Origin of the sequence: Winogradskyella sp. SYSU M77433 (assembly GCF_029911945.1) — a bacterium.
Lineage (GTDB): Bacteria > Bacteroidota > Bacteroidia > Flavobacteriales > Flavobacteriaceae > Winogradskyella.
The window spans coordinates 62,267-76,343 of the sequence record NZ_JARYTG010000001.1; the positions used below are offsets into that span (position 1 = coordinate 62,267).

The 14,077-nt window shown below is 32.9% G+C and carries 10 protein-coding genes; 9 read left to right on the forward strand and 1 reads right to left on the reverse strand.

Translation table 11 applies throughout. The annotated features are described in order from the left end of the window. Window positions 1-32 precede the first annotated feature (32 nt). From QGM60_RS00305 to QGM60_RS00325, 5 genes are all read left to right on the forward strand, one after another. A complete protein-coding gene (locus QGM60_RS00305; protein WP_281138188.1) occupies window positions 33-1,139 on the forward strand; it encodes a glycosyltransferase family 4 protein in 1,107 nt (368 codons plus the stop codon). 2 nt (window positions 1,140-1,141) lie between these two features. Continuing rightward, entirely contained in the window at window positions 1,142-2,323 is a 1,182-nt protein-coding gene (locus QGM60_RS00310; protein WP_281138189.1) for a glycosyltransferase family 4 protein, read from the forward strand. A gap of 86 nt (window positions 2,324-2,409) precedes the next feature. Then, complete coding sequence (locus QGM60_RS00315; RefSeq protein ID WP_281138190.1) at window positions 2,410-3,828, forward strand: HD domain-containing protein; 1,419 nt, start codon at window positions 2,410-2,412, stop codon at window positions 3,826-3,828. An 18-nt stretch (window positions 3,829-3,846) separates the two neighbouring features. After that, window positions 3,847-4,863: a COX15/CtaA family protein gene (locus QGM60_RS00320; protein WP_281138192.1), complete on the forward strand. Its 1,017-nt coding sequence runs from the start codon at window positions 3,847-3,849 to the stop codon at window positions 4,861-4,863. Between the two features lie 24 nt (window positions 4,864-4,887). Further along, complete coding sequence (locus tag QGM60_RS00325) at window positions 4,888-5,403, forward strand: hypothetical protein (protein WP_281138194.1); 516 nt, start codon at window positions 4,888-4,890, stop codon at window positions 5,401-5,403. 7 nt (window positions 5,404-5,410) lie between these two features. Here QGM60_RS00325 and QGM60_RS00330 read toward each other — a convergent pair whose 3' ends face one another. Beyond that, entirely contained in the window at window positions 5,411-6,472 is a 1,062-nt protein-coding gene (locus tag QGM60_RS00330; RefSeq protein ID WP_281138195.1) for a hypothetical protein, read from the reverse strand. Window positions 6,473-6,571: 99 nt separating this feature from the next. Between QGM60_RS00330 and QGM60_RS00335 the strand changes: the two genes are divergently transcribed. From QGM60_RS00335 to QGM60_RS00350, 4 genes are all read left to right on the forward strand, one after another. Further along, window positions 6,572-7,471 (forward strand): ATP-binding cassette domain-containing protein, encoded by a 900-nt coding sequence (locus QGM60_RS00335; protein WP_281138196.1) that lies wholly within the window; start codon window positions 6,572-6,574, stop codon window positions 7,469-7,471. A 55-nt stretch (window positions 7,472-7,526) separates the two neighbouring features. Continuing rightward, a complete protein-coding gene (locus QGM60_RS00340) occupies window positions 7,527-8,354 on the forward strand; it encodes an ABC transporter permease subunit (RefSeq protein WP_281138197.1) in 828 nt (275 codons plus the stop codon). Between the two features lie 105 nt (window positions 8,355-8,459). Continuing rightward, entirely contained in the window at window positions 8,460-11,897 is a 3,438-nt protein-coding gene (locus QGM60_RS00345) for a T9SS type B sorting domain-containing protein (protein WP_281138198.1), read from the forward strand. A 38-nt stretch (window positions 11,898-11,935) separates the two neighbouring features. Then, window positions 11,936-13,720, forward strand: a complete 1,785-nt coding sequence (locus QGM60_RS00350; protein WP_281138199.1) for a gliding motility-associated C-terminal domain-containing protein — start codon at window positions 11,936-11,938, stop codon at window positions 13,718-13,720. The last annotated feature ends 357 nt before the right edge of the window (window positions 13,721-14,077 follow it).

Below are 14,077 nucleotides of genomic sequence, written 5' to 3' on the forward strand. Positions count from 1 at the left end.
GCCTTACTTTTGCTTTGCTAAAAACAATTTAAATGCGGTTAATACAATTTACAGCCTCTAATGGTTGGCGTGGTCACGAACAAAAAATCATTTATTTATATGAAGCTTTTAAAGCAGAAGGTTATGTGGAAGACCAATGGATTGTTTGCCCTATAGGCTCGGAAGTAGAACGCATTGCAACAGAAAAAGGCATGCAAGTAATTCCTTTTGAATACAAATCTGAATACAGTTTATCTTACGCAAAAGAATTTAAAAAGTTAGCCGAAGAAAAACAAGCTTCGGTAATTTTCATTCATAGCAGTAAAGCACATACTATAGCGGTTTTAGCACATTTTTTATTCGGAATGAAAGTACCTCTTGTACTTTGTAGAACACTAATAAAACGAGTAGATACCAATTTTTTCAGAAAGTGGAAATACAATTACAAAGGCATAAAAAAAATTATTTGTGTCTCTCAACCTGTTATAGAATCTTTAAAATTTGCAGTAAAAGATCATAATAAATTCACCGTAATTGGTAGTGTTACTGATGTAAATAAATTTAAAAAGCAAGAAGGCACCGGAATTTTACATGAAGAATTCAACATTCCAAAAGACTATAAAATAATTGGGAATATTGCCGAATTCACAGGTTTCAAAGATCATTATACTTGGGTAGATACTGTTGAAATTTTAGTTAAAGAAAATGCTATTAAAGCCAAATATATACTTGTTGGTAAAGGCAGTATGGAGCAAGACATCAAGAATTATGTAGAAGAAAAAGACCTAACAGAACACATTATTTTTACAGGTTTTAGAAGAGATGTTCCTGAAATTTTACCAGAATTTGATTTATTCTTATTCACTTCAAATAATGAACCTACAGGAGGAGTTCTTTTAGAATCTTATGCTTGTAAAGTTCCTATTGTAGCTGCCGATGCTGGAGGTATTTCTGAAGTTATTGTAGATGGCGAAACCGGTCTTTTAGCCAAGGTAGGCAATCCCAAAGATTTTGCAGAAAAAGTAAGTTTACTAATGCATAACGAAAACCTACAAGATAAATTTACCAAAAAAGGATATCAATATTTATTAGATAACTTTACCAAAAAAGTTATTGCTAAGAAAATGTATGATGAGTTATCTAAGCACGAAATAAATTAAGTATGAAAATCCTGTTTTTCACTAATGAATACTCACATACTAAATTACCTAATTCTGGTGGTGTAGGCTCTTTTTTAAAAATAATGAGCGAATCATTATCAAAGCAAGGACATGACATCTTTGTTTATGGCTTTTCTAAAAAACCTATAGAATTTAAAGACAAAGGCATTCATTTTAAATTCATAAAAAAGTACTCTAAACAATTTCGTTTTAACGAATTTATTAGATCTTCAGCTTCAAAGCTCGGACACAAAAAAGCTAACCTGAATTTTCTCATCAAAGAAAGAAAGTATTATGCCAAAAAGTTAAAAACCCACTGTAGAAAAAACAATATTGATATTATTGAGTCCTTTGTTTTTAACGGTTATACAGCATATTGGGATAACAGTACGCCTTTAGTTCTAAGATTTCATGGATCTAGAGGGTTTTGGCATTATTATTTGGGTGCTGAGAAAGATGAATTTAAAATTGAAATGGAACAAATAGCTTTAAAAAAAACAAAACACCTTATTGCTGTTTCAAAATTCTCAGCAGATGCTGTAAAGAAAATTTACAACATCAACATTCAGAATGTAATATATAATGGAATTGATTCTAGTTTTTTTGCTCCAGATGAGAAGAAATTCGATACAAAGAAACAATCTATATTTTATTTTGGAACAATTTCAAAAGCCAAAGGAGTTGATATTTTATGTGATGTATTTAATAGTATTTCTTTAAATTTCCCAGATGCAACTCTTCACCTCATTGGCAGAGGGCAAAATTACTGGGAACACCTATCAAAAGAAGTACTCACATCAAATGCTTTAAAGAAAACCACATACTACGGGCCAAAAAACCCAAGAGAACTAACAAGCCTACTTCAAGAAGCTAATATTTGTGTTTTCCCTTCTTTAAATGAAAATTTTAGTCTTGCAATAGAGGAAGCTATGTCATTGAAAAAAATTGTTATTGCTTCTGATATTCCTGCTTTTAAAGAAATTATTAATCATGGTGAGAATGGACTTATAGCTCATCATAAGAAAGATTATATAACTTTAATAAGTTATATTTTTAAATCGCCAGAAAGTTATAGTCCAATCGCGGTTAAAGCCAGAGAAGATATTCTCGAAAATTATACAAAGGAAAAAATGGTGGCTCAAACCCTTACTTTATATAAGAGTATTCTATCAAATAAATTTTAATAATCTAAAAATTAAGTTGTCATAAATCCTTTTGATTATACATGCCCTAAATTGTATCTTTGCAAAACCATTTTAGTGGGTAAAGTATGACACACAAAACAGCTCTAAAACACCTAATTTTTAAAATCATTTCTCAATCTGCTGAAGAATTGCAGCTAGATTGTTATGTGATTGGTGGCTTTGTACGCGATTATTTATTAGAGCGCGGAGATGCCAAAGATATAGATGTGGTTGCTGTTGGCAGTGGTATTGAATTGGCGCAACAAGTTTCTAAAAACATAGAAACCAATCCTAAGGTTCAAATATTTAAAACCTATGGTACAGCAATGTTGCGTTATGATGATATTGAAGTTGAATTTGTAGGTGCTCGTAAAGAAAGTTATCGTGAAAATAGTAGAAATCCTGTTGTTGAAAATGGAACTCTACAAGACGACCAAAATCGTCGTGACTTTACCATTAACGCTTTAGCATTAAGCCTCAATAAAGCTAATTTTGGTGAACTATTAGATCCTTTTAATGGAATAGCTGATTTAGATAAAGGTATTATAAGAACACCTTTAGATCCCGATATAACCTATAGTGACGATCCTCTTAGAATGATGCGTGCTATTCGTTTTGCAACGCAATTAAATTTCAAAATTGAAGAGCAGTCTCTTAAAGCTATTGCAGATAATAAAGATCGTATAAAAATTATCACCAAAGAGCGTATTGTTACCGAAATCAATAAAATTCTAGATAGTCAAAAACCTTCTATCGGTTTTTTATTGTTAGAAAAAACAGGGCTTTTAGATTATATTCTTCCAGAACTTATAGCACTCAAAGGTATTGATGAAGTTGAAGGCCAACGTCACAAAGATAATTTTTACCATACGCTTGAAGTGGTTGACAATATTTGTGAAACCACTGACAACCTTTGGTTGCGTTGGGCAGCCTTACTTCATGATATTGGAAAAGCTCCTACCAAGAAGTTTAGCAAAAAAGTAGGCTGGACTTTTCATGGCCATGAATTCGTTGGATCTAAAATGGTTTACAAGCTTTTCAAAAGATTAAAAATGCCATTGAATGACAAAATGAAGTTTGTTCAGAAAATGGTACTTATGAGTTCTAGACCAATTGTTTTAGCAACTGAAGTTACAGATTCTGCTGTTCGTCGTTTGGTCTTTGATGCTGGTGATAATGTAGAAGATTTAATGACACTATGTGAAGCTGATATTACTACAAAAAACCCTAAAAAATTCAAGAAATACCATAACAACTTTAAACTCGTAAGAGATAAAATTGTTGAAGTAGAAGAACGTGATAAAGTACGTAATTTTCAACCTCCTGTTTCTGGTGAAGAGATTATGAAAACTTTCAATCTCAAACCTTCTAAAGAAATTGGAATTATAAAAGAAGCCATTAAAGAGGCTATTCTTGAAGGTGAAATACCAAATGAACACGAAGCCGCTTATCAGTTGATGCTAGATAAGGGAAAAAAACTGGGTTTATCTATCAAGGATATATAAAATTCATAAGAAAGGCTAATGAAAAAAGACAATAAAGCCGTTATATATTGGCTACTTACAGGTTGTATTTTAATTTTTATTATGGTTATTGTAGGAGGCATTACTAGACTTACACATTCTGGGCTTTCTATTTCTAACTACAAACTTATCTCAGGAACAATTCCTCCAATGAATGACCTAGAGTGGCAAGAAGCCTTTGAGCTATATAAACAATACCCTGAATATCAAAAGTTGAATAACCATTTCACATTAGAGGATTTTAAGGATATTTATTTTTGGGAATGGATCCATCGTGTTATTGGTCGTTTTATTGGTTTAGTTTTTATACTTCCTTTTTTATACTTCTTAATACGAAAACAGCTTACTAAAGCCACGATCAAAAAATCTATCATCTTACTAATAATGGGTGGTTTCCAAGGTTTTTTAGGGTGGTATATGGTAAAAAGCGGATTAGTTGACAGACCAGATGTAAGTCATTTTAGATTGGCCGCGCATCTTACCACAGCGTTTTTAACTTTCGCTTACACGTTTTGGGTCGCATTGGATTTAATGTTTCCAAATAAAAAGAGTATAGATAAAAAACTCAGAAACTTTATAAGAATTGGTCTCGTAGTTCTTGTTTTACAGATTATTTATGGTGCTTTTGTTGCTGGTTTAGATGCTGGTTGGATTCATAACCATTGGCCATTTATGAACGAAGGTAAACTGATGCACGAAACCGTTTACACAGAACACACGCCAACTTATCTCAATTTTGTTGAGGGCAAAAGTGGTGTGCAGTTTGTACACAGAACTTTAGCTTATGTGGTAGTTATTTTTGTTCTTGCAATTTATTACAAAGCCAAAAAAACAACTTTAACACCTCTGCAAAACAAAGGAGTAAACGGTTTAATGATAATGGTTGGTGTTCAGTTTTTACTAGGAGTTTTAACTATTCTATTAGCCGTACCTGTTTGGCTTGGAGTAGCCCATCAGGTTGGTGCTTTTGTTTTATTAAGTTTAATGACATTTACATTACATCGTTTTTCTAAATAATCAAATTTCAATTAAATTTGCAGCATGATATACAGATTTAGAGTTATACTAGATAACGATACAGAAGACGACGTTTTTCGTGATTTAGAAATCCGTGAAACCGATACAATGGAAGACCTTCACAACATCATTACTCAATCTTTTGGTTTTGATGGTATGGAAATGGCTTCTTTTTATATAAGTGATGACGAATGGAATCAAGGTGAGGAAATCGCTATGATGGACATGAGTGAAGCTGGAAATGAAGTAAAAATGATGAATGAAACCATCATTAAAGATATTGTGCATGAAGCTTCACCTAAATTGATATACGTTTACGATTTTTTAAGTATGTGGACATTTTATGTTGAACTTGCTGAAATTGTAGAAGAAGCGCAAGGTACAGACTACCCAAACCTAATGTTTGTACACGGACAAATTCCTGATGAAGCTCCAGATAAATCTTTTGAAGCTGAAGATGATGATGCCTTCAATGAGTTTGATGACGATCTAGATATCGATGACTACGATAGTTTAGATTTTGATGAAAACTGGAACTAACTAGAAACTAAAAGAAATTTTTCATATTAATGCCTTGGTAATTTCGTCTCACGAAATCTAAGGCATTTTTTAGTACCGCTCCCATATTCTTACTACGTCTGAATTCAAGATCGTTAGTATAATTATAAATTTCTTCCTTCAGCATTTCTATATGTTTTGGTATAGAAATAACGTCATCTTCCATACAATCTATTAACTCTGTAATCCTATCATGATAACTTATCATACGACGTGCTACAATAGAGCGTTCCTCTATTTTATACTGATCTATGGATTCTTTTTGAATCTTTTCACGCACTAGCTCAACCATTTTAAAGTTTTCCTTAAAAAATTGAGGTCGATATATTTTAAGCTTTCCTTCATAACTCTGTTGGTCAAAATCTATCGCCCGAATTTTAAAAACCACATGGTCAAAATCGTGTGTTGGCACAATCACGTAGTTGTAAGATCGCATATCTCCCAAAAGTCTAATCATACAACGCTCATTAAACTTCACAAACTCTTTGGCAATTTGAGATTTTTCTGAAGGACTGCACTCTGGCAACATATTCTTTATAAACTCATCACCAGGAATCCCAGCAATATGTTCTTCTATTAAAGTATCCTTATACACCAAAAAGTTAAGATTATAAGGAGATAACATATGCTCCAACTCCAACCCATATACACGTGAGGCATCAGCTTTTTTTACATAAAAATAGGTGTAGTTGTCATTCAGAATATTCCTAACTTTTACACGGAAAGGTTTTGAATTTCCGAACGTACAGTAATCAATGGCATCAACACTAAGGTATTTAAAAATATGCTCGTTACCATCTGATATTAAAATGGAATAGACACGTTTTAGGCTTAAATCGATTTCTTCACGTTCAAATTCGTTATAATAAACCCTAACCCAAAGTGTATCCTCATCATTTTTATCATAAACCACAACAGACCCTTGAAAACGCAATAAATCATCATAAAATATTGGCAGTCTAATGTTTCTATTATAGACTTGTAGATAGTTATGCAGCCTTTCGCTTATTGGATAAGAAGGCTTCTTTTTTGAAATTTTTAAATCTTCCATAACAGTAAATTCATATCTAAAATAATCTTTTCTACTTTTATGATGTAACAATAACAGAATTAGTTCGTCATATTTTTAACTAATCAATCTATTTTTATTTTGGAGCCAATCCTTACAATCAATAACCTTACGAAAAAATTCGGCTATTTAACAGCCGTAAAAGACCTAAGTTTCACCATTAACAAAGGTAATGTCTATGGCATTTTGGGACCTAATGGCAGTGGTAAATCCACAACTTTGGGTATTGTACTTAATGTCGTTAACAAAACAAACGGAAACTTCCATTGGTTTGATGGTAATACCACTACGCATGATGCTTTAAAACGTGTTGGTGCTATTATAGAACGCCCAAACTTTTACCCTTACATGACAGCCGAGCAAAACCTAAAACTCGTTTGTAAGATAAAAGGAGTTGACCATAGTAAAATTGCTGAAAAATTAGAAGTTGTTGGTCTATTAGACCGAAAAGACCATAAGTTTAAAACCTATTCTCTTGGTATGAAGCAACGTTTAGCCATTGCCTCTGCTCTACTTAATGATCCTGAAATTTTAATTTTGGATGAACCTACTAATGGTCTAGACCCTCAGGGTATTCATCAAATTCGCCAGATTATTAAGGATATTGCTGCAGACGGCACTACCATACTTTTAGCCTCTCATTTATTAGATGAAGTTGAAAAAGTATGTTCTCATGTTGTGGTTTTACGAAAAGGTGAAAAACTGTATTCTGGCCGTGTTGACGAGATGATAAACAGTTATGGTTTCTTTGAATTAAAAACTGAAAAACATGATGAGCTCCTTAAATTATTAGAGGATAATTCAGATTTCGGAAAAATAAAAGTAGAAGGTGAACTCATAACAGCATTTTTAAACGAACCAATGTCTGCTTCAGAATTTAATAGGTTGATGTTTGAAAAGGGCATTGTGCTTTCACATCTTGTAAAACGAAAAGAAAGCTTAGAGGAACAGTTTTTACAACTTACCGACAACCTTAACTAAAATCAATCAAAAACAATAATTCTAGTAATTTCAGAATTACCAATCCAATCCAATTATGTTACGTCTTATACAATTAGAATTACAAAAACTTTGGCTTAACCGCACAAGTAAAGTCCTGATTTTTATATCATTTATTTTACCATTTACAGTTTTAGTATTATCCTCTATAAAAATTAACTTTTTCGGTTTTTTCACTTTAGAATTAGGAGAACTTGGAATTTTTAATTTTCCAATAATTTGGCATATAACTACATTTTTCGCTTCATATTTTAAATTTTTCTTTGCCATTGTAGTAGTAAGTATGATTGGTAATGAGTACAGTAACAAAACTCTTAAACAGAATCTTATTGACGGCTTAAGCAAAAAAGAATTTATTCTATCTAAGTTTTATACGATTGTTTTCTTTTCAATATGTGCTACACTTCTTATCGGAATAGCTACATTTTTAATCGGACTTTACTATTCAAGTTATACAGAAGCTTCAATTATTTTCAGGGAAGTTGAGTTTTTATTAGCCTATTTTATGAAGTTAGTAGGCTTTTTCAGTTTATGTCTATTTTTTGGAATGTTATTAAAACGCTCTGCTTTTGCATTAGCATTCCTGTTTGTATTATATATTGTTGAATGGCTAGTATTTTGGGGAGCTTACGAAATTTTTGATAGCGCAGATAAAGCTTTTCAAGTAAAAAACTTTATGCCATTAGAATCGATGTACAAGCTAATAGACCAACCTATACAGCGAATTATAATGACTAAGTTTCCTGAAAAAACAGATATTGCTTATGATTATGCCGTGCATTGGTACGAAATAGCTATCGTACTTGGTTGGACTGCTATATTTATCTTTTTATCGTACAGATTATTAAAAAAGCGAGATTTATAATATCTTTAAAGCGATTGCTATTTTCTTACAACATTAACTGAGGAATTTTCAAGTTTTAGTTGTTATATAGCTAAACAAATGTGTTTGCTATTAGCCAAAATCGTTATGAAAAAGATATACTTTACGCTTCTTTCACTTATTATTTGTACCCCTATTTTTGCGCAGAATGAAGCCGCTTATTGGTATTTTGGACAAAATGCAGGTTTACGATTTGATGCTGACACAGGTAATGTTACTGCTTTAACCGATGGGCAAATAAGTACTCTAGAAGGTTGTACTTCCATATCTGATGCTAATGGTGATTTAATGCTTTATACAGATGGTAGAACTGTTTGGAATCGCAATCATCAAATTATGGCTAACGGAAATTATTTTGGTGGAACTGGTTTACTAGGCGATCCATCAAGTACGTCTTCTGGGCTTATAGTCCCAAAACCAGACGACCCAACAAAATATTACATTTTTACTGTTGACGAGCCTCATCATCAAAATGCAGCTGTTCATCCAAATCAGTTCACTGGATTTTATGATAGTGGTGGGTCCGTTCCCAGTCAAGATGACGGCTTCAACAATGGCTTTAATTATTCTTTAGTGGATATGACGCTAAACGGTGGTCTAGGAGATGTAGATCCTATAGAAAAAAATGTCCATTTAGTAACTTATGATACAACTAACCCTGAAGAAGTAAAGTTTAAATGTGCCGAAAAAATCACAGCTGTTAGGGCAGAAGATTGTTCTTCTTTCTGGGTGATTACACATTTTACCAGTTCATTTTATGCTTTTAAAATAGATGCTAATGGTGTAGATCCTAATCCAGTAATTTCAACTGTTGCACCAAATATTCCTATTTCTGGATACCGTCGCAATGCTTTAGGGTATCTTAAAGCTTCTCCTGATGGATCAAAAATAATTGTTGCTCATATGGGTGAAGCTACTGTAACTGCAGGTGATGCTGCCGGAAGTGTTCACTTATATGATTTTGATAACAGTACTGGAATTGTTTCTAATGGTATAGAACTCTATGGTACTGCAAATGGCGATAGTCCGTACGGTGTAGAATTTTCTGCTGAAAATAGAAAAGCTTACGCTACAATAGGATTAGGAGCAGCTGGAAATGGTGCGAGCCAAGTTGTACAATGGGATTTAGAGAGTAGCGACATTCCTTCTTCTATGCAAATTATTCATAGTTCTAGCACCACTAGTGCTGGTGCGCTTCAACTTGCAGCAGATAGGAAAATATATAGAGCTCAACTAAGTTTTACAGCTGCAGACGGATCTAATCGATTTTTAGGAATCATTCATAATCCTGAAGCTAATGGAACTGCTGCAAACTATGATGCGCAGGGCATTCTGTTAGATGTTACTGGGCTTAACCAAAATTTAAGTCAGATAGGTCTACCTCCCTTCATTCAATCTTTATTTAATTCTGAGATTGATATCATCAGAAATGATTTAAGCACAACTGAGCTTCGACTTTGTACTGGAGACAGCTACACACTTCAAGCAGATGACATAGCAACTGCAGATTATTTTTGGACATTTGATGGTAATCCATTAGCTGAGGACTCTCACGAATTATTTGTTGATACACCTGGATTTTATGAAGTCTACATTGAGCCTAACAATGGGGATTGTCCAATTATAGGAAGTGCAGTTGTTGGTGTCTATGAAATACCTGTAGCAAATAATTTAGCCAATGTTAATGTTTGTGATGGTGACATACATGACGGTATTTCTACGTTCGATTTTTCTTCTAAAAATTCCGAAGCTTTATTAAGTCAAGATCCTGCCGAACATAATGTTCGTTATTTTGAAAGTCTTGATGATGCCAATAATTTAGAAAATGAAATTGTTTTTCCTTACACCAATATTGAAAACCCACAGACTATATATGTAAGGGTTGATAATGTAGAAAACACCAACTGTTTTGATGTTAACAGTTTTCAACTTGAAGTTTATAGTACACCACAAATTGTACAATTGAATGATATTGAATTCTGTGATAATGAAGGTGATGCCATGGACGGTATTGCTACAATAGATTTAAATGTTCTTATTCCAGCAATTGCAGGAAGCCAAGAAAATGCAGAAGTTAGTTTTCACAGTTCACAGGAAGATGCAGATGATAATATATCTTCACTTCCTTTGAGTTATACCAATACATCCTCCCCTTTTAACGATACAATAGTTGTTAGAATAGAAAATTCAGAAAGTACTGATTGCTACAGCACCCAAAGCTTTGAAATTACTATTAATGATGCGCCTATAGCTAATGATATATCAATAATTCAATGTGATGAAGATGGTATTCCAGAAGGCTTTACTACATTCAATATTTTGGCTCATGAAGAAGAAGTGACAAATGGTAACACAAATTCAGAAGTTAAATATTATCTATCGGAAGACAATGCACAAAATGATATTAACGAATTGACCAACCCAGAAGCTTTCGATAACTTTTTCACCCCACAAATAATTTATACTAGAGTAACCAACACTACTACCGATTGTGTTAATTTTAGTGAAATTTCTTTGGAAATCAGTACTACTTCAATTAACAATGCTACTCTAGAACTCTGTGATACCGATGGCACTGAAGATGGTTTTATGAACTTTGATCTTTCGCAATCCGACGCTATTGTTCTGGCTGGTGCTCCCGTTGGACTAGATCTTCAATATTACGAAACTTATGAGGATGCACTGCTCGAAACCTTCCCTTTAACTTCTTCTTTTACCAATTCTATAGCTTATAACCAGACTATATATGCTCGTGTTGAAAATGCCAATGCTTGTTTTGGCATTAGTGAAATAGAACTTCGAGTTTTTGAGCTTCCTAATATTGAAACAGAAAACGAAACACTTTACTGTCTCAATTTTTTCCCTGAAACTATTGTTTTAGACGGAGGCATTCAAGAAGATCTGGCTAACAATTATCTTTACTCATGGTCTACAGGTGAAAATACTTCAACTATCGAAGTTAATGAAACAGGTACTTATACTGTTAGAGTAACAAATACAAATGGTTGTTTTAAAGATAGAACTATTAATGTACTACCCTCTAACATTGCCACTATTGAAAACATAGAAATCGTTGATGCCTCTTCAAATAATTCTATATCAGTGTTTGTTACTGGTGAAGGAGATTACGAATATGCCCTTGATAATGTAAACGGACCTTATCAAGACAGTCCTATTTTTGAAAACGTAGAACCTGGTTTTTATACAGTTTTTGTTAGAGATAAAAATAACTGTGGTATTGCCGAAGAACTCGTCTCGGTAATTGGATTTCCTAAGTTTTTTACACCAAACAACGATACTATAAACGATTTTTGGCAAGTCTATGGGATTTCTAATCAGTTCCAACAAAATTCAATAATTTATATCTTTGACCGTTACGGTAAGCTTCTTACCCAATTAGATCCTTTAGGACCTGGATGGGACGGAATGTACAACGGTAAAAAAATGCCTAGCAATGACTATTGGTTTAAGGTAACTCTAGAGGATGGCAGAACTTTTACAAGTCATTTTGCTTTGAAGCGCTAAGCAAAAATTGTAATTTAGACTTCATCTAAACCAACCCATTGAAAAAAATCAAGTACATACAGTTTCTCTTACTATTTGGTCTTTTTTTTCAGTCATCAGCTCAGGATATTTCGTTATTTCAACAATTTAACGGAAGATATGATTACCATGCTATTGGTAATACTCTAAATACAACTGAAAATGGTACCAACGGACCATGCACTATATTAACATCTTCTTCTGCTTCACTCAGCTTAAATAGTAATCAGAATGTTGTTGCCGCTTTCCTTTATTGGGCAGGTTCAGGAAATGGTGACTTTGATATTACATTAAACGGTGAATCTGTAACTGCTGAACGCACATTTAATGACGCTCTTGATAGTGCTCGTGTATTTTTTGCTGCATTTGCAGATGTTACAGATATAATTTTAGATCAAGGAAACACAAACTATACTGTATCAGATTTTGATTTAACTGCTGTTCTAAATTCATCTTATTGTGATACCGGAACAAATTTTGGAGGCTGGGCAATGACCATCATCTATGAAGACACAAGCTTACCCTTAAATCAATTGAATGTTTATGATGGTCTGCAAAGTGTCCCTACATTTCTAAGTATTACTTTAGATAACCTTAATGTTCTTGATAATGAAAATGCCAAGATAGGTTTTATAGCTTGGGAAGGAGATAGTTCCTTAGCTGTAAACGAACAATTAGCCATAAATGGTAATGTTATTAGTAATTTCCCATTAAATCCAGCTAATAATGCTTTTAATGGAACAAATAGTTTTACAGGTGCTACTGACTTATATAACATGGATATTGATGTTTATAATATTCAAAACAACATCAATATTGGTGACACTTCTGCAAGCATAACATTAACATCTGGTCAAGATTTCGTAATGATTAATAATATTATAACAGTACTAAACAGTCAATTACCAGATGCTACTATTATTGTTGACAATTATAGTGTTGATTGTGGTGACAATACTGTTCAGCTCTCTTTTACAATTAATAATTTTAATAGTACTGATGCACTACCAGCAAATACACCTATTTCCTTTTATGTAGATGGAATTTTAATCGGTCAATCGGCTACTATCAATGAAATTCCAATCAATGGAAGTGAAAGTAATTCTGTTAGTGTAACCATTCCTGAAAACACTAACCCTAACCTAACAATTGTAGCAGCAGTAGATGATGACGGAACCATGTCAGGAGTTATTACAGAAACTAATGAAAATAACAACACTGATATTGTGAACATTGAGTTATTGACAATACCAGATATAATTACACTTCCTAACCTTATAGGTTGTAATGAAGGTTTTGAAACTTCAACATATAATCTATTTGAAGCTATAACAAGTATTGACTTTTCTAATGAAGACATTACTTTTTACCAATCTATTGAGGATTTGGAGGATTATAATAATGAAATTTTAATCCCGAGTAATTTTAATAACACAACTAATCCTCAAACCATTTATGTAAGATTAGAAAGTGCTCCTTGCTACGAGATTTTTCAGTTTAATCTAACTATTGAAAATTGTCCTCCATTAATTCCAGAAGGTTTCTCACCAAATAATGACAGCTATAACGATTGGTTTAATATTCAAGGGCTCTATGACGTATTTACAGAACATCAATTAGAAATTTATAACAGGTATGGTGATATTATTTTCTCAGGAAACAATGACAAACCATGGCAAGGAGAAATTAATAAAGGGTTGGGTAACCACGGTAATATAGTACCTGTTGGTACTTACTTTTATATCTTAAATTTAAACGACCCGAATTACAGACCATTTGTAGGTTGGGTATATGTAAATTATTAAATATGTTAAAATTTTAGTCCATTCATCTTATTTTTTTGTTGTTTTGACATTCTCTAGTTAGCTTTACTTTCGTTATAGTATGCCTATGACATTCTCCCTCTATAAATAAAACTCTCCCTCATTAGCCATTTGGCTATTAAACCTTGGTTTAGTTAGGTTAATTAAAAAACCACATAGAAAATATTAAAATATTGAGTTTCAGGTTAAGGGGCTTTCGGTATTTTTTACCTAAGTCTTAGAATTCAATTTGGGATGAAAAAGACCTCAAAATGGGGTCTTTTTTGATTTTAAGGTAGGTTTTTTCTTTCATTATGTTAATGTTTAGCGTATTTCATCTTGTTTTTTTGCATTTCATCA

Excerpts from the sequence above, each read along its gene's own strand:
- QGM60_RS00305 (WP_281138188.1), top strand. The coding sequence starts at position 33 with ATGCGGTTAATACAATTTACAGCCTCTAATGGTTGGCGTGGTCACGAA.
- QGM60_RS00330 (WP_281138195.1), bottom strand. The coding sequence starts at position 6,472 with ATGGAAGATTTAAAAATTTCAAAAAAGAAGCCTTCTTATCCAATAAGC.
- QGM60_RS00315 (WP_281138190.1), top strand. The coding sequence starts at position 2,410 with ATGACACACAAAACAGCTCTAAAACACCTAATTTTTAAAATCATTTCT.
- QGM60_RS00345 (WP_281138198.1), top strand. The coding sequence starts at position 8,460 with ATGAAAAAGATATACTTTACGCTTCTTTCACTTATTATTTGTACCCCT.
- QGM60_RS00310 (WP_281138189.1), top strand. The coding sequence starts at position 1,142 with ATGAAAATCCTGTTTTTCACTAATGAATACTCACATACTAAATTACCT.
- QGM60_RS00320 (WP_281138192.1), top strand. The coding sequence starts at position 3,847 with ATGAAAAAAGACAATAAAGCCGTTATATATTGGCTACTTACAGGTTGT.
- QGM60_RS00340 (WP_281138197.1), top strand. The coding sequence starts at position 7,527 with ATGTTACGTCTTATACAATTAGAATTACAAAAACTTTGGCTTAACCGC.
- QGM60_RS00325 (WP_281138194.1), top strand. The coding sequence starts at position 4,888 with ATGATATACAGATTTAGAGTTATACTAGATAACGATACAGAAGACGAC.